The sequence below is a fragment of the Spirulina sp. CCY15215 genome, assembly GCF_016888125.1.
Lineage (GTDB): Bacteria > Cyanobacteriota > Cyanobacteriia > Cyanobacteriales > Spirulinaceae > CCY15215.
In genome coordinates this window covers 21,971-42,636 of sequence record NZ_JACSWA010000613.1, presented here as the reverse complement: position 1 = coordinate 42,636, position 20,666 = coordinate 21,971, and the positions used below count along the sequence as shown (strand labels likewise).

Sequence of the window (20,666 nt, the reverse complement as noted above, 5' to 3'; positions counted from 1 at the left end):
TATCAAATCCGCATGAATACTATCATTAAAAATCTAGGGAGCGAGACGCTCCCACTACGATAATATTCAATAATTACAGTAGTGCGGGCATCTTGCCAGCTTGTTATACCCATTAACCGGAAAGGAATAATGACAACATCACCCTTTACAAATTCTGCCATGCTTCATCTTCCTCTGGTTTTAACCAATCCCGACTCAAAGATGCTTCACTGAGAAGAGTTACCCCTCGTTTGTCTTGTTGGTATTTATTTTTGAGAAACTGTAAGAAATCCAAAACTTCCTCAACGAGAAACTCTGGAGTTTGCTCGATTTCTTGCATAATTCTTTCTTTTACATTCATTTTATCTCTCGAAAACGGGTTCGCAGGAACGCACAGATTCCCACTCTGTCAGAATATCATTGTCAAGTCAATCCTGTCAAGAGAAAATGAACAAAATTAGGTTTCATCAATCCTGTATAATCCTAACGGTAAGCCTATCAACTTACAAACTTGAGATGCAGCCAAAATCATCGTTCATCAACTGGAATTAACTTAAAATGTAGAGAGATGCAAGAACAAGCCAATATTGACCACGATCGCTCAAGTTCGTTTTGCGGAACAAAACTCCTAACGAATGCAACTGATTTCTGGGTTTGTGGACAGTTATCTAAAATTAAACGAGTCCGAAAATCGCCTATTTATCGAACAAATTGCTACAATTAAACCAAAAGAAAAGGAGGAAGTTATGCAAATCGTCACCAGTTGGATGGAAGAAGGAATCGAGATAGGCCGTCAAGAAGGTCGTCAAGAAAGTTTGCTAAAATTAATTTTACGTCAACTTGCGTGGCGATTTGACCAATTAGCACCCGATCTAGAAGAACGAGTTTCGGGTTTAAATTCCTCTCAATTGGAAGTTTTAGGGTTGGAAATGCTGGCCTTTGAAAGTTTGGATAATTTAATAACTTGGTTGGCAAAGATCGAATCAAAAACTGAGGAATCAGAAAGCGATCGCACCGAGGAATAAAAAATCCATCTCATACCAAAAATTCTTTCAATAGGACTATCGCTACCCTTAGATATTATCGTAGTGGGAGCGTCTCGCTCCCTAGAATCAGAGTTATTCGAGGAAATTTTGTAAATTTGCAACTTTGAGATGCACCTTTAATATTCACCAAATTTTAGCTAATTTCAAAACAAATCCCAGTAATACATCTTCTCCTGATAGTGTAGAAGGATTGTTTAAAACTTCTACCTCTTTACCTTGTCGATAAATTTCTACTCGTCTTTTTTTCCGATTAATCAGCCAACCCAATTTTGCACCATTATCCAAATATTCTTGCATCTTCTCTTGAGTTGCTTTCAATGAATCGCTAGGAGACATTAATTCCACCACAAAATCCGGACAAATATTGCTAAATCTTTCTCTTTCTTCTGGAGGTATTTTCTGCCATTTTTCGAGAGGAATCCATGAGGTATCAGGAGAACGTTCTGCACCATTTGGCAACTTAAAACCCCCTGAAGAATCAAATACTATACCCAATTGTTTATCTTCATTCCATAGCCAAAGTTGAGCCGTTAACCCAGCATTACGATTGCTTGTTTCATCACCAGCAGGGGACATAATTATTAAATCTCCATTAGCATTGCGTTCAAAGCGAAGATTTTTGTTTTTAATACATAACTGATAATACTGATCGTCAGTCAGATTTACTGTTTCTAGGTCGAGAGTCAAATTGGTCATCTTAACTCCTAGCAATGCAATGTTATTTCTATCTGTATTATAGGCGCGATCGCATCTCCAAAACAATCCCCTCAGAAAGGCGATCGCACGTCCTAATATTCACCAAATTTTAGCTAATTTCAAAACAAATCCCAGTAATACATCTTCTCCCGATAGTGTGGAAGGATTGTTCAAAACTTCTACCTCTTTACCTTGTCGATAAATTTCCACTCGTCTTTTTTTCCGATTAATCAGCCACCCCAATTTTGCACCATTATCCAAATATTCTTGCATCTTCTCCTGAGTTGCTTTCAATGAATCGCTAGGAGACATTAATTCCACCACAAAATCCGGACAAATATTGCTAAACCTTTCTCTTTCTTCTAGAGGTATTTTCTGCCATTTTTCGAGAGGAATCCATGAGGCATCAGGGGAACGTTCTGCACCATTTGGTAACTTAAACCCTCCCGAAGAATCAAAAACAATTCCTAACTCATTAGTATCAGACCAATTAAATAATTGTTGCGTTAGCCTGCCATTACGATTGCTTGTTTCATCACCTGTAGGGGACATAATTATTAAATCTCCATTAGCATTGCGTTCAAAGCGAAGATTTTTGTTTTTAATACACAACTGATAATATTGTTCATCAGTTAGATTTACAGTTTCTAGGTCGAGAGTCAAATTGGTCATCTTAACTCCTAACAAGGCAATATTGTGTTTATTTAGTATTATAGTTACGATTCAGAAAACGCGATCGCACCCAATGAAAAAACTACCGTTAGCAATGATTTCCATTCCCCTTCTGACAATGCCCTGGTTTTCCTCTCCTGTTACTGCCTTCAATGGCGATCGCCTAACACAATTACTCGCAACTAACGCTTGCCCTGAGTGCGACTTAAGCGATGCTAACTTAAGAAATGCTAACTTGAATAGTGCTGACCTGAGAGGAGCAAATTTAAGCGGTGCCGATCTCAGAGGAGCAAATTTGATTGATGCTGACCTAAGAGATACCGATCTGAGAGGGGCTAATTTAAGCGGGGCTGAATTGAGTTTTGCAAACTTTAGTAACTCCGACTTAAGAGAAGCAGACTTAAGGCTTGCTGAATTGAGAGAAACTCGCTGGCGAGGTGTCGATCTCAGAAATGCTAACTTAAGAGGGGCTAGGTTGAGGGAAAACACTTTAAGCGGTGCAAGGCTTTGTCAGACTATCATGCCCAATGGCAGAAAAAATACTCAGCATTGCGATGATTTTGGTAATTAAGAGACTAGCAATAAAATACCCCTCCTTTTATATCCTTTTGTAAGTTTTATAAGGAGGGGTTAGGAAAGGTTATAAAGAGGGGTTTAATTCGATCGCCGGATTTGAATGTGATTTTCAGGACCTTCACCTGGTTTGATGTAAGTCGAGAAGGGGCTTTCCTGTTCTTCCGATGGTTGTTCTTGAGGCATATTTTCTAAAGCCTCCGTCATTGTCTCCTGTAAAGGATCATTAGGATCAGGAGCCACCAACGTCCCCAAGCCCAAAACTAATTCTTCCAGTTCCTCAGCGCGGGAAAAATAGAGAGAAGGTTCGAGTAATTCCGCTTCGTCTGCGGTTGTAACTTCTGCTTCCTCGGGGTTAAGCCGTTGTAACATCTCTGCCATTGCCCATTCTAAATGAGGTCCCGCATCTACAGGAATCCACCCAGTAGCCATTAAGTGCCGCCATTCAAAGTGTAAGTGAGGTCCCGTGGAATTTCCCGTACTGCCCACTGTGCCGATAACTTCTCCCTGTTCTACCAAAGCTCCAGGCTCGACAAAAATTTCTGATAGGTGAGCATAACGAGATTCTTGAGTTCCATCCTCGTGACGCAGAACTACCATTTTGCCGTAACCGCCAACATAATCGGCGATCGCAACTTCACCTTTATAACTAGCAACAACAGGGGTTCCCAGGGGAGCCGAAATATCCGTTCCCGAGTGCATTCGCCAGTCCCCAAAAATAGGATGAAGTCGCCAGCCAAAAGTAGAGGAAATTTGAGCGGCACTTGGCAGAGGAAAGAGCAGTCCTGTATTGCCGTTATTGGGATAAGCCTGGGAACGAGTTGTTGTTGGGTTCGTTTCCCTTTGTGGTTCCGTATGGTATCGGGTTGGAGAGCTAACTCCCGTGAGTGCGGCCCATTCTGCGGGGGAAGGAACTACTCGGATGCGACGGGAGGAGGCAATAGGAACCGATGCTCCCTGCCAACGGGAACTCGGGGAAATAGCCACCCGAGGCACAGAAACGCGCTGACGGGCAACATTTTGCTGACGGGCAACATTTTGAGGTGCAGGGGTTTGACGGGGAATAACGCGAGGTTGTCTCGGACTCGTGCTACAACTGCCACTACTTAAGCGACCATTCTGAACGACAGCTTCGCATCCCGTCCTGCGGTTTCTCAGGACAACGGTAGGGCGATCGCGGCTAGGTACACTTGCTGAAGTTGCCGGAGAGGGCTTTTGCGCCGTCGTTCCCCCATTGTAATTCGTGCGATCAATGAAATTATTGGTTTCCCTTGCCGAGGCTGTGTTGGGGCGATCGATCAAATATTCAGGAATCTCTCGGCTGGCAGGTTTCGACTCGGGAACGGAAACCACAGGAGCCGATAAGTTAGGCTGAGTATTGCGAGGTGCGGGACGAGGAGCAGGTTGCGCCACGGTTCTCGCGGGTCGAGTGGGTTGGGGTTGCGCCACGGTTCTCGCGGGTCGAGTGGGTTGGGGTTGCGCCACGGGTTGGGGTGCGGGTCTGACCGATGGACGAGGGGCAGGAGCAGGGGCAGGAGGTCGGGTAACGACAGGATTCGCGTTACGAGGGGGTTTGGCTATTTGTGGGGGGGGAGGAGCGGGTCTGGGCGCAGGTTGAGCGACTCGAGGGGGAGGGGTAGTTACTTGTATTTTGGTTGGTTTGGAGAGGCGCGGAGTTGCAGGGGCGGGGGAAGCGGCGGGGGTAAGATTATCAACAAAAGTATTTGTATTCGCCCAGGCCATGCCCGCACTTAATAAGCTGAGACTGCCCAGCATTCCGAGGCTTTTGCCAATGAGACAAGTTCTCATTAAACGGTGTAGATTTTTTTCTGGAGAGTGGTTTTGAGTCATTTGCTCCTCACAACAGACAACAGGGAATTATATTTAACTTTTCTTGGAGTTTTTAGGATTTTTTATGCAGCGATCGCTCGCTGAAATTTTTATCTTTCCGATCGTATCCTAGAGTAATTGTGCCAGGAGGACAACAGATTTCGGTTGAGGCTCCTGGGGACTCGATCCGAATGCGAAGTTCACCTTGGGGGGTTATACCCACAATTTTCCCAGGACAACCATTTATAGTTACAGAACGTCCTTTTGCGATCGCAAGTTCCCAATAGGAAGATAATAGCGCGTCTACTCCTTCGTTTAAAAAGTAATGATATCCAGACAAAATACCACAAGTAGTAATTGCGGCCAAACTTTCCAGCGTGGCGATCGCCCCTCGAGATTGACCCTGTAAAAATGAACTCAGCGCAATTCCAGGCTCTGGAGGCTGATTTTGCCAATTAATGCCCACCCCGATTACTGTGTAGTGTGGGGAGTTGGGAGTTGGGGGTGGATAAACTTGCCTCTTGCCTCTTACCTGCCCCTTGGTGACTGTTTTAATGCCCCCGAGCTTCTTACCCTCTAAAATTAGGTCATTTGGCCATTTTAGTTCCACGGGAATGCCCTCGCGACCCAGTGCTGTAGCAATACCCCAACCGCTAGAAAATGTCAGATGAATGCCGATCGCGCTTTCGATAGCCATTCCTAGGGATAAATATAAACCACCGCGATCGCTTTGCCATTGCCGTCCCCACTGTCCTCGTCCAGCAGTTTGGCGATCGGCAATGACAACTAGGGGAGAAGATGCACCATTTTTTAACAATTCCCAGGCCGTTGTATTTGTAGATTCTAAAACCTCGTAATGGTGTAAGGCGATCGCCCCTTGAGAAAAATGACAAGGAAGGCGATCGAAGACTTGTTGGAATGTTTGGCGATCGAACACTGTTCAATTACTAACTAACCAATTAATTATCAACTATCAACTCTCAACTCTCAACTCTCAACTATCAACTATCAACTATCAACTCTCAACTATCAACTATCAACTATCCACTATCAACTATCAACTATCAACTATCAAACACTCGTCCCGCACAGAACAAATATTGATAGTAAGTGCGTGCAATTTCTCCACCATCCGGCGAAAGGGGGTCAATGCCAATGCCATTGCGTCCTTTATCTTTACCAGAACTATGAATATATTGACCCTCTCCCAAATAAAGAGCAACATGATTCACTCGTTTAGTTTCTTTAAAAAAGATTAAATCTCCCGGTAATAATTCCTCGAAAGAAACTTTCTGTGTAAATGCTTCTTGTTGATAGGAATCTCGAGGCAGCCAAATTCCCGAAGCCGCAAAAGCAGCCTGCATTAACCCAGAACAATCATAATGAGGAGATACCGTCCCTCCCCAAAGATAATGATGGTGGACAGTCATCGCCGCTTTGGTAAATGCGATAATATCGGGAATGCGAACTTCGATCTCTTTTCGGGAAACGGAAACAGGGCGATAAGGAGAGGATGCTGGGTAAAGGCGATCGCAGTATTTAGAGGGCAACCAAGCCTGATAATTATCCTCGCACAAGCAAACCTCCAAAGCAGCATCTTGATGCTGCAAGACTTGCAAATGTCTTCCTTTTGCAGCCTGAGTTGCTAAACCATCACACCGAGGAGAAGTATAGAGATCTAGATTAGTCTTACAGAAATATTCGCCACTAGCGGAAGCGGGAAGATAAAAAGGAAACTCAGACATACTTAATTAGTTGATAATTGATAGTTGATAGTTGATAATTAAACCAATGGCTTTCTTTCAAAAAAACGAACAACTCGAACAAATCGGCTCGGAAATTTTAGAGGTAACATGGAACAAATTTCCCAGTTTGGCTCGTAATCAAATTGCCCTAACATGGATTGTTTATGATGCCCCCGTATTCGTCAATACTGGAGGAGCTATTTCCCATGAAGAATTTTGGCACTATCGGGTCCGAGGATTCAGCTATCGGGGAGTAGAAAGGATTTATCCTGCCAGCATTGTAAAATTGTTTTATTTGGTGGCAATTCTAGAATGGCTAGAAAAAGAGATGGTGAATGGATCGCCAGAACTCGATCGCGCTATTCGGGATATGATTACAGACTCCAGCAATGATGCCACCAGTTTAGTTGTAGATATGTTAAGTGGAACAACAAGCGGTCCAGAAATTTCCGCAGAACCCTTTACCACTTGGCAATATCAGCGCAATATCGTTAATCGTTACTATCAATCTTTAGGCTGGCAAGAACTTGAAAGTATTAATATCAATCAAAAAACCTGGGGAGATGGTCCTTACGGTAGAGAACGAGTGTTCGTAGGAGAACTGCTGGAAAATCGGAATATGCTCACCACAAACGCCTTAGCACGCTTATTCCACAGTATTGTCGGAGGGGTAGCCGTGTCCAGCGATCGCTGCAAAACGATGATGAAACTCCTGCACCGCAGTCTCGATCCCGTAGAGTTATTACCAGGGGACGAAAACCAAGTCCAAGGATTTTTGGGGGAAAGTTTGCCCCCACAAGCGCAACTTTGGTCAAAAGCAGGATGGACTTCTCGGGTGCGTCACGACTGCGCTTATATTGAAGTGCCTACCATTCAGCCTTATCTTTTAACAGTCTTTACGGAAGGGGAAGCACAAGCGCAAAACCGCGAGTTATTGCCTTTTGTCTCAGCACAGATCTTGGCAGCAATTCAAGCTGGGAAAACCATGATCATGTAGGCAACCAATTTTCAGAAACCAGATATGCAAATATCTGGTCTCCCAAGCTCTTGACTAGATCAACCCAGCAGCGCGGAATCCTTTGTAAAGACCAAATGCCGTTACAGTCAAAGCGCCTAAAATACCCACATAAGCAACTATAGCCATTGAGAATCTCCTTGTTGTTCAATGAATTATTATCAATTATCAATTATCAATTATCAATGAACAATTATCAATAAACAATTAAAATACTTCCAGATTACCCTTGGATATTATTTTTTAAAATCGTGCTTAAGAAACTGGGATTATTCTTGTCCATCATCTTGTTTGCGTGCATAACCTTTGCTGTTGGGGCAATTCCGGTTGCTGCTGAAACCTATACGGTCAAAATGGGTGCAGATAATGGGGTGCTTAAATTCGTTCCCGATACTCTCCAAATCAAACCAGGAGATACGGTGAATTTTGTCATGAATAAATTAGCACCTCACAATGTCGTTTTCAATAAAGGACCCGATGGCGCAAATTTAGCTGCTCTTTCCTCGAGTAAGTTGTTATTTGCTCCAGGACAGACTTATGCGACAACTTTTCCTCAAGATGTACCATTAGGAATCTATCAATATTACTGCCAACCTCATCGGGGGGCTGGAATGGTTGCCAGTATTACTGTTGAGTAAAGAAAAATCAAACCATAGATACCTCGGGGATTAGTTCAAATCGGAAACTGGGGGATTTTGTAGCATTTCCTGCCAAACGGCAATTTGCGATCGCGCCGTTGCATAAGTGGGGGTGTTGGGGGGAACTTGTTGAGCGATCGCGATCGCCTCTTGTAAATCTTGCCTGGCTTTTCCTCGAGCTAGAGAGAGAATTTCTGCACTCCAAGTGGCGATGGCCTGTTGGCTTTGCACTGTAACTTGAGAATTGCTGGAAATGTTTTGAGCGGTGTCGATCGCCGCCCTCAAACCTTCGGGAGTGCGTGTTCCAGCCTGTTGATAGGCCGTCGCTAAAGTGACTTGAGCTTGAGAATCTCGCTGCCAACGATCGCGACGATTCTGGGACTCCCGAGAGATGGCGCTATCTTCATTAATCTGCCCCAAGGCTTCAATGGCTTCCCCATAGCGTCCTTGGTTGGCTAAGGCGATCGCTTCATTGAGAAGAGCGCGATCGCGAGCGCTATTGGTGCCTCCATTTGGCCGCGAGTTTACCACCCCAGAAGCGGACGAGTTGCCATTACTTTGATTTCCTTCGCGACGAGTGGGGAATAAGGGGGGATCGATACTCGACTCCAGCCCATTCGCACTGGCCAGTTGAACTTCTCCTCGATCCAAGGCTGGTCGCGCTTTGAGGGCATCGATTCGGCCTTGCCATTGGTTGATTTTTGTTCGTGCCTCATTATAACGAGGATTGTTGGCAGGAATGAGACGAGCTTGGGCGATCGCGGCATCAAAGGCACTGGCAGAACCTTCTCGGGCGAGGCGATCAGCCTGTGCTAAATTTGAGATACCTTCAATTTCCGCTTGCCATTGTTGGATCAGGGTTTGAGAACGACCGTAGAGAGGACGACCTGGGGCAATCTCCCGAGCGGCAGTGATCGCGTCTTCTAAATTTGCTATCGAGCCATAACTCGCCGTTGAAGACGCATCTGCCAAATTATTAATATCAATAATCTCTTCATTTAAGTTTAAATTGGCAGGAATGCTATTGGCAATCTGCATTGCCCCTTGCCAGTCTCCAGATTTCAAATTTTGAAAGGCCAGATCCAGCAGGCGATCGGAACCTTCCTTCATCAGCGATCGCGCTTCGGCATAGGCGCTACTGTCCTCAGTGAATTCCCCCGCAATGGCGATCGCCTGCAACAAATTATCCAAACCCCCGCGATGCAGTTGAGCAAAGGCTTTATCTAACTTTTGACTTTCCTCTCGCGCTAAATTCAAATGCTCATACCAGTGATCGTAACGGGTTGTTGACCAATAACGGTTATTTAATTTGGTCAGACTGGCCGCTGACTGAAAGGCTTGTCCCCAAGCCGATCGCCCTAAATGATCCTTGATTTCTCCTTCAATGCGCTCTCCTTCTGCCCAAGTGGACTGCCAACCGGCAATGCGTTCTTCAATCAGAGTTTTATTGTCAAAATGGAGAGAAACTTGCCTGGCGAGGGCGATCGCAGCATCCAAATCTCCAGCTTGATATTTTTCTTCCCCCCGGAGCAAGGCCTCCGAGACCCATTCTTCCACCAAGCGATCGATTTCCGGGCGCAGGGGATGGTCTTCCCGCAAGTTTTCTACCAATTGAATCGCATAGAGCAAATTTTCGGCATCCTGCTTATTGGCAGCGATTTGAGCGCAATAGAGACGCATAGAAGCCGAAGCTGTGGGCAAAAACATTTCCGGACAATTGGGCACCGCCGGCAATTGTAGCAGTAATGCCGTGGCAGTGAATCCAGTTGTTCCCGTGATCAGAACCAGCAAACTCCCCCACAATTGCCAGTTAAATAGCCAGTTTAAGGGGTGTTTTGGGGATGGGGAGGGGGATTCTGTTTTGGGGGGTGATACCTTTTGCAGAGGCTGTTTTCGAGGCGGATTGGCAAACTTAGAGGTTGTTTTAGGGGTTATTTTAGAGGCGGTGGATAACTTTTGCCCAGAAATTGGCTGCCCAGAAACTGGCTGCCCAGAAATTGGCAAGGTTATTTTTCGAGGATTTGCTTTAGGCTGACCTAGGGATGGCACTCGATAAAGACCGTCCCGATAGCTATTCATATTGTGGCGATCGCTTGGAGTCCCTCCTGCATTGGCGCTGGGGGGAGTGCGATATTCCTCGGAATGGCGATGGCGATCGGGACGTTTTGGCGGCTTATTCATGCTGGCAGCAAAGAGGGGACAACCTCTCAAGACTTAAATTCGGGGAACGTGCTTATGATAAGTTGTTTTTCTCCAGACTGACAAGGGAATTTTGCGAAGAAGCAGAGCAATCCCGCTACATCATTTTGTCTCTAGCTCAGTTGAGAATAGCGCAACTTAAATGCTAGACATTAATTAAAATGGGAGAAAGCCAAGCGCTTCCCCCCATTTCTTAAGTGTTGGATAATCTGCTTTTATTCAGACTGAGATGCACTCGCTTCATAGAAAACCGTAGGGATGGATTGGGGGTAATCCCAATCTTCCGGCTTCGGTTTGGCAGGGGCGTAGCTCTTTCCTGAAGCAGAATAGCCAAACATCGATCGCTTTGATGCTTGGTAAAAAATATTCCGCTTGGGTTGATAAGTGGTTTGGTACAGGGAATTTTTCACCCCATCGATCTCCGTTAAAGACGAGCGATCGTTAACCGCAGGCAATTGGTAAACATAGCCATTTCCTGAAGAGGGAGAGAGTGCCTCGGCATCAGCAAAAGCCGGTTCGTAGCAAACCTCGGGACGGAATTGAGGTTGGCATTGGAATGGCCTTTGATAGACGGATTGCGAAGAACCCTCTCCCCACAAATCTTCTTGCCAAGATTGAAACATTGTGGCAATATCAAAGCCCATAGCCCGTTGAAAATGCCAGATCGATCCTTGCAAGAAAAAGAAGGCGAGATAAAAATGAGCATTCGCCAGCCAGACGCGAGAGGAATAACTCCAAGCCTCAGTTTGCGCCGGATCGAGATAATAGGGGGTAAACGCTGATTTTAATTCTAGAGTCGGCCCGTAAAATTCTACCGGATAGGCAAGGCTATTAAAACCGCAGAAATAGGAGGCAGCAAAACCTGCCAAAGCGATGCCAAATAAGGAGTAAGCGAGAATACCATCTCCTGAGAACAAGAAACGCGCTTTTACCCAATTAAAGGGCGGGACGAGAATATGCCAAATGCCGCCAAGGAATAAGATAATGGCAACATAAATATGTCCCCCAACGAGGTCCTCGAGGTTGTTGACATCGAAAAGATGCGTCCGATAGTCTGCGATCGCGCCGAAAGCCAGAGTTGGCTCGCTCACTAATCGCACTTCTCCTATAGTGGCATCATACAGACCGCCAAAAAACATGGCTTTGGCTACTAATAGGAGCGCCCCAAAGCCTAAAATTAGCAGGTGATGCCCCAAAATGAACCCTAAAGTTTTAGAGTCATCCCAAGCAAAATGAAATTGCGCCGCTTTTCCTCCTGCAAGGTCGAGACTGGGGGCAATTCGCGTTTTGTGAAAATACGCACCCCCTGCCAAAACGATCGCCGCCACGATATGAATGCAGCCGATGGCGAAGTAGGGATAAGTATCGACGATTTCTCCTCCAGTTCCGACTCCCCAGCCCAAAGTTGCTAAATGAGGGAGTAAAATTAGTCCCTGGTCGTACAAGGGTGAGTCTGGGGCATATTTCGCCACTTCAAAGAGGGTAAATCCTCCTGCCCACAGCATCATTAAAGCGGCTTGGGCGACGTGAGCGACGATAAAGGTATTTGATAAATCGATAAAGCGAGCATTGCCCGCTAACCAAGAATATTCCGAATCTGTTGTTTTTGAAGCGTACATAATTTCGCCGTTTCCTCAATCTCTTCTGCAATAACAATTTTTTGCCTCCTCCCAGACAAGGGGAGGAGGTTACGGGAAGATTTACCCAGATTTATTGCAAACCGGAGACAATGCGATCGAGGTAAACGCCCATTTCTTGACCTGCTTCAGTGCCAACGCGCTGAGTGACAACCTCTTTCATGGCATTAATGGACTCGATAACGCGATCGATGGGAACTCCCAAGGTTGTATAAGTCTCTTTGAGTCCATTGAGAACCCGCTCATCAAGAATAGAAGCATCTGCTGCTAACATCGCATAGGTAGCATAGCGGAGAAAATAGCTCAAATCCCGCAAGCAAGAGGCATAGCGGCGAGTGGGGTACATATTGCCACCGGGGAGGGTAATCTCGCCGTAGAGCAAACTTTTCGCAACGGTTTCGCTGATAATGCCATCGGCACCGGAACTAATTGCCGTTGCTGCTTTCACGCGCAAGCTGCCGCTTTGATAATATTTTTGCAGTGCGTCTAATGCACTCGAGTCGAGGTAAGTCCCTTTCTCGTCAGCCGGATTAATTACGGAGGTAATGGTATCTTGCATGGTATTTCTCTGTTTTAAAATTGTGCTGTGAAATGCTTTTGCCGATCGCATTTTGCGATGGACTTAAACTTGCAATTGGGACTTTATCCCAGTTTTTTTCCAGAAATTGGCGCTGATTTTAAAAGGAGCGGATCAGGCGATCGAAATAAGGGGCGGCCAGAGCCATTTCTTCCCCGGTCATCATTCCTGCTGCTACGTCTTTGAGGCTGCCCATCGCAATTCGCAAATTGGCCAGGGGGACTCCTAAAGAAACATACATATCTCGCATTCCATCCAAACCAATATCTTCTAAAGGCTTGTCGTTTCCAGCTAAGACGCAATAGCTAACTAAGCGAATGTACCAACCCTGATCCCGTTGGCACAATGCTGTTTTTTCCGGCTTTCCAGAGTTGCTAGGGGTTTTAGGGCATTTCGACCAGAAGTTCTTGCTGCCTTCGTCAACAATTTTCTGCTCGTTGGCTGCGAGTTTTTGCGCGACGGTAATGCGGAGTTGTCCTTTATTGAAAAAATCTTGCAGTTTGGTCAACTCGGTACTGCTGAGGAAGCGATCGGCTTCATCGGATTGAGCGATAACTTGAGCAATGAGACTCATAGGTTTACCTGATTGAAATAATTCTCTACAGGTAACAAAATATGGTGAATTCCTAAGTTTTGCACAATTTATTAAGAAAAGTTCGCAAATAGCAATATTTTTGTTACAAAATTGCTAGAAACCTTGCTATCGCGGAACTTCTCGAAATTCTCAATCGAGAAACTGCTAAGATTCGCAACATTTTTGAGTGCCATTGAGCCTGAGAAAAGTTCTCTCATTCTTCAATGACACGCTGACACGCCTAAATTCGTATGCTTTACTGAAATTATTGAGAGTTTATCCACGAGTAGTGGTACGGAGATGTCGGCGTTGAACAATTATCTGAGCAAGAGTTTCAAGCGGGAAGGCAGGAAAAGACTATTTTATTCTTTTCTTTTTACTCGTTTTTCTGGACGAGTCATTCCCTCGGTCTTTCTAACTTTAATACTGGGGCTATTTCCCGGCGAAGCGTTGGCGCAGCGCGATCGCAATACTTCTCCTGTCCAAAATCGCTTCGGAGTAGTGAGAAGTCAAGAAAATGTTCGGCAATGGTCTAGTATCAATCAGCGCTTGCAACAGACGGGACTAGATTACTGCACCGTGGATCTCGCGGAGATTCGACCCGGCGGGACTTTTAACATTCTCAACAGTGAAGTGGGGGTTTTACTCCTACCCAATTTGGAAACTCTGACTGGCGCTCAAGTCAATGCCCTCGATACATGGATGCGTAGAGGGGGGAAGGTGATTGTCACAGGTCCCGCCGGACATTTATCGCAACCGCAGATTAAAACTCAATTGCGATCGCTTTTTGGTGCCTATTGGGGTTTTCCCCTCACCTCTCCTTCTACCTTACAGATTCAAACTGGAGATAATCCCAACACTGCCGGGTTTTCCCGTCTCTCTACAACGGTACATGGCGGTGCGATTATCCCCACGGGAACAAATAGTCAAACGGTGGCGACTTGGCAAGCACAAGGGACCCCTCCTGCTGTGATCATTACTGACCGATCGACCTTTTTAGGATGGCGTTGGGGCAATAATGAGGTTGCTTCTACTGAGGCAGATAGTTTGTGGTTACAGGCTTCTCTCAATCGTTACGGGCGTTTTTCTCCGGTGACGGACTCTACAGGAGGTTCTTGTGGAGATTCTGAAACTATAGCTGTTCAACCGACTACCGATCCTTCTCCTCGAGTTTCTCCTCCCCGTACAACTCCTCCCCGCAATTCCTCAACTCCTCCCCGTACAAATCCTCCCCGCACAAATCCTCCCCGCACAAATCCTCCCCGCACAAATCCTCCCCGCACAAATCCTCCCCGTACAAATCCTCCCCGTACAACTCTTCCTTCTACAACTCCTCCTTCTACAACTCCTGCCCCAACTCCTGCTGATTTGCGTGGGCTACAGCAGGAGTTGGAACGCTTGCAGGGTCGTTACGAAAGTGCATTACTGATTGCTGAAGCGAACAACCAAAATGCAGGAATTTCCCTCAACGAGGTGATCGAACAGGTTGCAGAGAAGTCCGTACAAACTCGCAATAATTCTTTCAATGCTCAACTGACGGAAGTTCGCGAACAGTTGCAAACTTTTAAAACCTTAATTCAACAGGGGGATTTTCCGCAAGCGAGGAATCAAGGGCGCTATGTTCGGAGCTTGATTTGGGATCGCTATCCCACGGAAGCACGACTGCATTACCCGGAAACTCGTGGTATGTGGCTCGATCGCGGTACCATTGTGCGAACGCGATCGAAGCAGGAATTAGGACGAATTTTCGATCGCCTTGCCAATGCGGGCATTAACACGGTCTTTTTTGAAACGGTGAATGCCAGTTATACTATTTATCCCAGTGAAGTAGCACCGGAGCAAAACCCTTTAGTACAGGGCTGGGATCCCCTTGAAGCGGCGATAGAATTGGCTCACGAACGGGGGATGGAACTCCACGCTTGGACGTGGATTTTTGCGGCGGCTAATCAACGTCACAATCAGATTTTGAGGCAGCCTCAAGACTATCTCGGACCGGTTTTAACCCAGCATCCCGACTGGGTGGGGACGGATGCCCAAGGAAATCCTTTTCAAGTGAATACGAAAAAGGCCTTTTTTGATCCTGCAAATCCAGAACTGCGGGCATATTTACTCAGACTTTTGGATGAAATCGCCAGCAAATATGATGTTGATGGTATTCAATTAGATTACATTCGCTATCCTTTCCAAGACCCAAATCGGGGTTTAAATTATGGGTTTGGTGCGGCTTCTCGGCAGGCGTTTTATCGCTTGCGAGGGGTAGATCCTGCGAAACTTTCCGCCAGGGATCCGCTTTGGTCCGATTGGACGCAATTCCGGGTTCAACAGGTGGATAGTTTTGTCGGAGAAGTATCGGAATTGATGCGGAAAAAACACCCCGATATCATCTTGTCGGCGGCGGTTTTTCCCATCCCGACTCAGGATCGGTTGGGACGCATTCAACAACATTGGGAGGAGTGGGTACGACGAGATTATCTGGATGCAATTACCCCTATGACCTATGCGGATGCAACGGATGAGTTGCAACAGTTAACACAACCTATCCTCGATGAAAATGTGCAGGGATCGACGTTATTTTTGCCTGGAATTCGCTTGTTAGGTTTACCGACTATGGTGGCGATCGATCAAATGCAGTATTTACGGGATTCTCAAACGGAGGGTTATTCTTTGTTTGCGGCGGAAAATTTGAGTATTAATTTGCAAACTATTCTTCGTAATACCCAAGGACGAAGCAATTCTAACTCTAATGAACCGATCGCCCATCGCCAACCTTTGGAAACGGCACTGAAACGTTTTGAGATTCTCCAACGGGAATGGGGTCTTTCTCTGGTAAGCGGTCAGTTACAGATGGATGAACGTGCCATGCGAGAATGGGGTAAGCAGTCAAAGGCGGTGGAAATTGCCCTCACGACCCTGGCAAATTCGCGATCGCCGGAAAATCTGCGACGGGCAACTAGCGCACTCGGGACGTTTCGGCAGGGGTTTGGCGCTTGGATGGGACAGCAAGCACGGGAACAACCTTATCAGGTACAAGTCTGGCAAAATCGCTTATCGGGGATCGATCGCCTGATTCGTTATGGGGGGCGCGATCGATAGTTTTGGTTGTTAGTTTCTACTGCGACAGTATTTATAGGACAAGAGGTTAAGAGTTCTCCCTTTCTTCATCTTCAGGTGATAGAGGTTGTTGGGCTGAGTGCCTAATAAAAAGAATCTGTACTGTGTTCTCTATCACAGTAAACAGGATTCGATAAGCACTCTTCCCTTTTCCGTAAATAAGTTGTCTAATCTCTTCTTCTCTCTTCTTCAAAGAAGTCATTCTCAAAAACAAGAGAACAGCGAAGGGGCATTTTCTCCAGAGATAAAATGGATTTATTTGACCCTCTAACCAACTGCGTGCTTGACGTGGGGAATAATTGCTAAACCAGAAATAAGCATCTTTAATCCCTTGTTCTGCTTCTGGTTGAATGACAATCTTATACCGATCGCTCATGAAGCATTATCCAATTGGTCGAACATTTCCGCAAAGAGGTCTTCTGCTGCTTTACATTGGCCTTGTTTCATTTGTTTAAGACCGCGTTTAATTCCTCTCAGAGTTTTGAGCAATTCAGCAGCATCGAGAAGTTCCTGATAGGATTGAGCATCTTGAACAACAAGTTCAGTCTTGCCATTAACCGTTAGCATAAGAGGATGTTTGGTGCGTTTGAGGTTTTCAACCAATTCAGTCGTGTTTCGCTTGAATTCGGTCAGAGAACGAATATCTTGAGTTAGATCTAGCATTGTTTTGAGATTGAATCCGCATCTGAATTATATGCCGATTTAGCCTAAACTTTATGTTCTAGGAGAGGTTATCGGAGTCTAAACCCATTGCAATAATAATACGAGCATTGATGAGAGTGAAAATGCGATCAAGTTCGGTAATGCCGGCAAGTTCAGCCGTTTCCTCTGGCGTAAGGTCGTTATTTTTCTTGCGATCGATGAGGATTTCAAGACGAGTTTGAAGCTCATCAGTAAATTTGAAAAGATTGAGTTCTCGAACCTTTTGGATCTGGATACCTGTTTCAATCCATGAGGAAGGTTGTACCATTGTTTGAGTGATCATTTTTTTCAAAGATGGCTATTTTTTGATTGTACCGAGTCTCTTGGGATTCTTCATGGTATGTAGAGCAAGTTTTATGGCGATCGCCTCATTGTGGGGATCGATCTCTTGATTCGCTATGGGGTGCGATCGCGGAATAGGCAGATCGAAAAGTTTTGTATCAAAATATACAGCAATTGATTGCATTGTTCCATAATGGGGATTGTCAGCGATTGATAATATTAGGAGCAGGTCTTATGGCGATCGCACAACTCTCTCGAAAGACGAGTCCCTCTCAAATAGAATGGGATGCGTGTCAATATATTTCCCAAGATGATTTTCAGGTTTTAGAAGGCGGTGATTGGGTTTCTTTGTTTGATTTGCCTTCTCAGTATGCTCACTATGAAGCATTGTTGCTGTGTAAAGTGGAAAGCGATCGCTGGATCACGTGGATTCCCGATCATGGCGAAATAGAACTGTGTTTGCGTCAGTTTTGCCCTTTATTTTAGCTATAATTGAGGCTCACAGTTTTGCAATCGACCGTTATGGAAAGCTGAATGATGTCTGCAATTCCTGCAATTTTTGTCTCCCACGGTGCGCCGAATTTGCCGATCTATCCCAGTTCCGCCCGAGATTTTCTCGAGCAACTGGGACAGTTTTTGCCTACACCTAAAGGGATTTTAAGTATTTCTGCCCATTGGGAAACTTTAACTCCCGCAATTAGTACGGCATCATCTCAGAAAACAATTCACGATTTTTACGGTTTTCCCGAGGAGTTGTATCGCTTGCAATATCCAGTTGCAGGGGATTCGGTGTTAAGCGATCGCCTAGAATCTTTGTTAAAAGAGCAAGGATATAATGCAGAAATAAAAGAGGGTCGTGGATTGGATCATGGCGTTTGGGTGCCATTAATGTTGATGTATCCCCATGCAGATATTCCGACGATTCAACTCTCGTTACAATTGAGAGGAGAGCCACACTATCATTTTGGGTTGGGACGTGCTTTAGCGTCTTTGCGAGAAGAGGGTATTTTAATTCTTGCTAGTGGAAGTGCAACCCATAATTTAAAAGAATTGGCTGGGAATTCCTTAGATGCAAAGCCCCTAAACTGGGTAACACAGTTTTCAGATTGGTTAAATGATGCTGTTGCCAATAATCAATGGGAAACCTTATTAAATTATCGCGATCGCGCCCCTTATGCCCTTCGCAACCATCCCACGGAGGAGCATTTATTGCCTCTTTTTGTGGCAATGGGTGCGGGAGGAGAGGGTGCAATAGGCAAAGTTTTACATTCAAGTTTTACTTATGGTGTTCTCAGCATGGCAGCTTTTTCCATCAGCAATGAGTAATAAAAAATGCACAATTACTCCACTTTACCATCGCCAGTAACAGTGCTGGTAAAAGTTTTTCCTCCGGCTTCAACTCGCAATGTTCCTTGTTTCCAACCGAGGGAAATGGGGACTCCTTCGGGAAGCGATCGATAGAGTTCAAAATGATTTAATCTGTTATAAATTTCTCCATTTCGTTTAACGAGGGGGATGCGATCGCGATCTTGATAGCTTAAGGATAAAGTATTTCCTAGAGTTCCTTGTAATTCTACTGTTCCTGTTGCTAAATCTTGCAAGTTTAATTGGTTTTTACCCTTGACATTTCGCTTGAATTGTGCATAGTTGCCGTGGGTTTCGGATTCGCCGACTTCGAGGACAAAACCGGCATAGCGATCGCCGATTATTTCTGCTTTTAAGGTTATTTCCTCGCTGTAAGCCTCTTGATATTTCTTATTTTCGATGCTGACTTCAGTATATTTGTCTAAGCCAATGGGACGCAAGGCCAGCCAAGTGCGATCGAGTTGAAAAAACCAAATTCCTTGTTCTATTTCTGCATTTGCTGTCTTCGGAATTTGCAAGAAAAAGGGAGTATTATTTGCTGGACGCAGCCAAATTAATAAATTGCGAAATTGTGCGATCGCATCCCCCGGTTTTTTACCTGGTTGCGCCCATTTTCCTCCCGTATTAGCGAGGAAAATATCGGAACCGCGATCGGCATTGTCAGCAATAATTTTAAAGGGTGCAACATCGCCATCGGGAAAATCTGAGACAATACTTCCCATTTGATAATGATAGCCAAAAAAAGTTGTTTCCCAGTATCCAGGTCGATCTTCTCCTCCTTCTTGCCAATTTTCATAAACGGGTTTAGTTGCTAATAATTCAACAGGTTTGTTGAATTGCTTTCTCGCGAGGGCGATAACTGCTTGCGGAGGGCGATAAGAACTGGTAATAATATGAATTGAATCTCGTTCTGGTTTAGGATTAAGATCAGTAACATCTCCGAAATAAAGCCAAAATAAACTGGCTGCACCGGCTCCATAAACAACATTTGTGCCGTTGCTATCGCGTTTATTCGGTCCTCCCCATCCTCCTCGATAATACTTCACTGCGGCGGCTGTTGAGAGCCAATCAAGGGCGGCTTTTGCTAATACTTTCATTTCTGTATCTTTAGCAAAATCGTATAAATTAAGATAAGAAGCGAAGGTATGACCATGATAAATTGGCGAGTCCCATTCCCCCATACCAATATGATAGAGCGCCCAGACATAACGCTGTATTTTTTGTTTATAAAGTTGGCGGGTTTCTTCGTTTCCTGTTTCTTCAGCCATGAGATAAATAGCAATATCTCGCATCCCACGGAGATTATCTGTATTGCGACCATCTACCCAGTTTCCTTGCTTGCTCATATCCCATCCTTCTAAACTGCGATCGCCATGACCATAGACGGGATGAGGACGAGTTTTAGGGTCTTGTTTTGTCCATTCTTTCGCACCATCAAACATCCGTTGTTTATAAGCAGGATCGAGATAAGTCCCCCAAAGAAAGTATTTGCGAATTTGTCCTTTTAAGGTGAAAGAATAGTAGTAGTCTATGCCTTGAGTGTGTTGGTGTCTTTCGGCTTCGACATCTTCTGCTTGTAGGGCTGCGATCGCCTTTTCTCGATTACCTGCTAAAAAGTCTAACATCGCGAGGGGATATGCTTGTTTTTCTCGTTCTCCGTAGGTTGTTCCGTACTGTTTTCCAGCATAATATTCAATGGCAATTTGGGTGCGTTGTTGAAATTCTGCTTCTAATTCTGGTGTCCAAAAATTCTTGTATTTGTCATCAACTTTAGGAAGAGAAATTCCCCATTCTGTTTCTAAGTTTGTCAGGGGGAGTGTTTGGGTTTGTGCTACTGGTTGTAGGAGGCGATCGCGCTTGTTTTCAAGAGAATTAGAAACAATATCTCTACTCGGTGTCGCGCACCCAGTAAAGAGAAGGGTTATAATTGCAGCAGTTAGCCGCAAGTTGCGTTTATAATCAAAGATCATCCCTGGAGTTATAATATTTTCAGAGTTAGTTGTTTTTCGTATTCTGAGATTTTAG

General features: G+C 45.1%; 23 protein-coding genes. 7 read left to right on the top strand and 16 right to left on the bottom strand.

Features of this window, described 5'->3' with window-relative positions; all coding sequences use genetic code 11:
• Positions 1 to 145: 145 nt before the first annotated feature.
• A complete protein-coding gene (locus JUI58_RS25200) occupies positions 146 to 340 on the bottom strand; it encodes a DUF2281 domain-containing protein (protein WP_204106613.1) in 195 nt (64 codons plus the stop codon).
• 274 nt (positions 341 to 614) lie between these two features.
• Between JUI58_RS25200 and JUI58_RS25195 the strand changes: the two genes are divergently transcribed.
• On the top strand, positions 615 to 1,004 hold the full coding sequence (locus JUI58_RS25195) for a DUF4351 domain-containing protein (protein WP_204106612.1): 390 nt from the start codon (positions 615 to 617) through the stop codon (positions 1,002 to 1,004).
• 144 nt (positions 1,005 to 1,148) lie between these two features.
• On the opposite strand, the gene JUI58_RS25190 is transcribed toward JUI58_RS25195, so the two are convergent.
• Together JUI58_RS25190 and JUI58_RS25185 are read right to left on the bottom strand one after the other, a co-directional pair.
• Positions 1,149 to 1,721 (bottom strand): Uma2 family endonuclease, encoded by a 573-nt coding sequence (locus tag JUI58_RS25190; protein ID WP_204106611.1) that lies wholly within the window; start codon positions 1,719 to 1,721, stop codon positions 1,149 to 1,151.
• A gap of 99 nt (positions 1,722 to 1,820) precedes the next feature.
• Positions 1,821 to 2,393, bottom strand: a complete 573-nt coding sequence (locus tag JUI58_RS25185; protein ID WP_204106610.1) for a Uma2 family endonuclease — start codon at positions 2,391 to 2,393, stop codon at positions 1,821 to 1,823.
• Positions 2,394 to 2,466: 73 nt separating this feature from the next.
• Between JUI58_RS25185 and JUI58_RS25180 the strand changes: the two genes are divergently transcribed.
• On the top strand, positions 2,467 to 2,964 hold the full coding sequence (locus JUI58_RS25180; protein WP_204106609.1) for a pentapeptide repeat-containing protein: 498 nt from the start codon (positions 2,467 to 2,469) through the stop codon (positions 2,962 to 2,964).
• 83 nt (positions 2,965 to 3,047) lie between these two features.
• Here JUI58_RS25180 and JUI58_RS25175 read toward each other — a convergent pair whose 3' ends face one another.
• From JUI58_RS25175 to JUI58_RS25165, 3 genes are all read right to left on the bottom strand, one after another.
• Complete coding sequence (locus JUI58_RS25175) at positions 3,048 to 4,817, bottom strand: M23 family metallopeptidase (protein WP_204106608.1); 1,770 nt, start codon at positions 4,815 to 4,817, stop codon at positions 3,048 to 3,050.
• A 52-nt stretch (positions 4,818 to 4,869) separates the two neighbouring features.
• A complete protein-coding gene (locus JUI58_RS25170; protein ID WP_204106607.1) occupies positions 4,870 to 5,733 on the bottom strand; it encodes a biotin--[acetyl-CoA-carboxylase] ligase in 864 nt (287 codons plus the stop codon).
• A 127-nt stretch (positions 5,734 to 5,860) separates the two neighbouring features.
• Complete coding sequence (locus JUI58_RS25165; protein ID WP_204106606.1) at positions 5,861 to 6,541, bottom strand: C40 family peptidase; 681 nt, start codon at positions 6,539 to 6,541, stop codon at positions 5,861 to 5,863.
• Between the two features lie 46 nt (positions 6,542 to 6,587).
• Between JUI58_RS25165 and JUI58_RS25160 the strand changes: the two genes are divergently transcribed.
• Entirely contained in the window at positions 6,588 to 7,538 is a 951-nt protein-coding gene (locus JUI58_RS25160; RefSeq protein WP_204106605.1) for a serine hydrolase, read from the top strand.
• Positions 7,539 to 7,592: 54 nt separating this feature from the next.
• Here JUI58_RS25160 and JUI58_RS27185 read toward each other — a convergent pair whose 3' ends face one another.
• The gene (locus JUI58_RS27185) at positions 7,593 to 7,685 is read right to left on the bottom strand and encodes a cytochrome b6-f complex subunit PetL (RefSeq protein ID WP_275414396.1); all 93 of its coding nucleotides are present in this window, start codon (positions 7,683 to 7,685) and stop codon (positions 7,593 to 7,595) included.
• Positions 7,686 to 7,807: 122 nt separating this feature from the next.
• Between JUI58_RS27185 and petE the strand changes: the two genes are divergently transcribed.
• Positions 7,808 to 8,194 carry a plastocyanin gene (gene petE, locus JUI58_RS25155; protein ID WP_204106604.1) on the top strand — a complete coding sequence of 129 codons (387 nt, stop codon included), beginning with the start codon at positions 7,808 to 7,810 and terminating at the stop codon, positions 8,192 to 8,194.
• A gap of 30 nt (positions 8,195 to 8,224) precedes the next feature.
• Here the strand turns inward: petE and JUI58_RS25150 are convergent, their stop codons facing one another.
• The 4 genes from JUI58_RS25150 to apcD form a co-directional block, all read right to left on the bottom strand.
• Positions 8,225 to 10,375, bottom strand: a complete 2,151-nt coding sequence (locus JUI58_RS25150) for a hypothetical protein (protein WP_204106603.1) — start codon at positions 10,373 to 10,375, stop codon at positions 8,225 to 8,227.
• 233 nt (positions 10,376 to 10,608) lie between these two features.
• Positions 10,609 to 12,012 (bottom strand): chlorophyll a/b binding light-harvesting protein, encoded by a 1,404-nt coding sequence (locus tag JUI58_RS25145; protein WP_204106602.1) that lies wholly within the window; start codon positions 12,010 to 12,012, stop codon positions 10,609 to 10,611.
• 91 nt (positions 12,013 to 12,103) lie between these two features.
• Positions 12,104 to 12,589: an allophycocyanin subunit beta gene (locus JUI58_RS25140; RefSeq protein ID WP_204106616.1), complete on the bottom strand. Its 486-nt coding sequence runs from the start codon at positions 12,587 to 12,589 to the stop codon at positions 12,104 to 12,106.
• A 118-nt stretch (positions 12,590 to 12,707) separates the two neighbouring features.
• Positions 12,708 to 13,181 carry an allophycocyanin subunit alpha-B gene (gene apcD / locus JUI58_RS25135; protein ID WP_204106601.1) on the bottom strand — a complete coding sequence of 158 codons (474 nt, stop codon included), beginning with the start codon at positions 13,179 to 13,181 and terminating at the stop codon, positions 12,708 to 12,710.
• Positions 13,182 to 13,490: 309 nt separating this feature from the next.
• On the opposite strand from apcD, the gene JUI58_RS25130 reads away from it, so the two are divergent.
• A complete protein-coding gene (locus tag JUI58_RS25130; RefSeq protein WP_204106600.1) occupies positions 13,491 to 16,274 on the top strand; it encodes a family 10 glycosylhydrolase in 2,784 nt (927 codons plus the stop codon).
• Positions 16,275 to 16,320: 46 nt separating this feature from the next.
• On the opposite strand, the gene JUI58_RS25125 is transcribed toward JUI58_RS25130, so the two are convergent.
• The 4 genes from JUI58_RS25125 to JUI58_RS25110 are packed head-to-tail and all read right to left on the bottom strand — an operon-like array spanning position 16,321 to position 17,460.
• Entirely contained in the window at positions 16,321 to 16,668 is a 348-nt protein-coding gene (locus JUI58_RS25125) for a hypothetical protein (protein WP_204106599.1), read from the bottom strand.
• The gene (locus JUI58_RS25120) at positions 16,665 to 16,955 is read right to left on the bottom strand and encodes a type II toxin-antitoxin system Phd/YefM family antitoxin (protein WP_204106598.1); all 291 of its coding nucleotides are present in this window, start codon (positions 16,953 to 16,955) and stop codon (positions 16,665 to 16,667) included. Before JUI58_RS25120 ends, JUI58_RS25125 begins: the two co-directional genes overlap by 4 nt.
• A 58-nt stretch (positions 16,956 to 17,013) precedes the next feature.
• The gene (locus tag JUI58_RS25115; RefSeq protein ID WP_204106597.1) at positions 17,014 to 17,277 is read right to left on the bottom strand and encodes a hypothetical protein; all 264 of its coding nucleotides are present in this window, start codon (positions 17,275 to 17,277) and stop codon (positions 17,014 to 17,016) included.
• Positions 17,278 to 17,292: 15 nt separating this feature from the next.
• Positions 17,293 to 17,460 (bottom strand): hypothetical protein, encoded by a 168-nt coding sequence (locus tag JUI58_RS25110; protein WP_204106596.1) that lies wholly within the window; start codon positions 17,458 to 17,460, stop codon positions 17,293 to 17,295.
• 50 nt (positions 17,461 to 17,510) lie between these two features.
• Here JUI58_RS25110 and JUI58_RS25105 point away from each other — a divergent pair, with 50 nt between their 5' ends.
• Positions 17,511 to 17,762 carry a hypothetical protein gene (locus tag JUI58_RS25105; RefSeq protein WP_204106595.1) on the top strand — a complete coding sequence of 84 codons (252 nt, stop codon included), beginning with the start codon at positions 17,511 to 17,513 and terminating at the stop codon, positions 17,760 to 17,762.
• 51 nt (positions 17,763 to 17,813) lie between these two features.
• On the top strand, positions 17,814 to 18,602 hold the full coding sequence (locus tag JUI58_RS25100; protein WP_204106594.1) for a class III extradiol ring-cleavage dioxygenase: 789 nt from the start codon (positions 17,814 to 17,816) through the stop codon (positions 18,600 to 18,602).
• Positions 18,603 to 18,616: 14 nt separating this feature from the next.
• Here the strand turns inward: JUI58_RS25100 and JUI58_RS25095 are convergent, their stop codons facing one another.
• On the bottom strand, positions 18,617 to 20,611 hold the full coding sequence (locus JUI58_RS25095; protein WP_204106593.1) for a hypothetical protein: 1,995 nt from the start codon (positions 20,609 to 20,611) through the stop codon (positions 18,617 to 18,619).
• Positions 20,612 to 20,666: the final 55 nt, after the last annotated feature.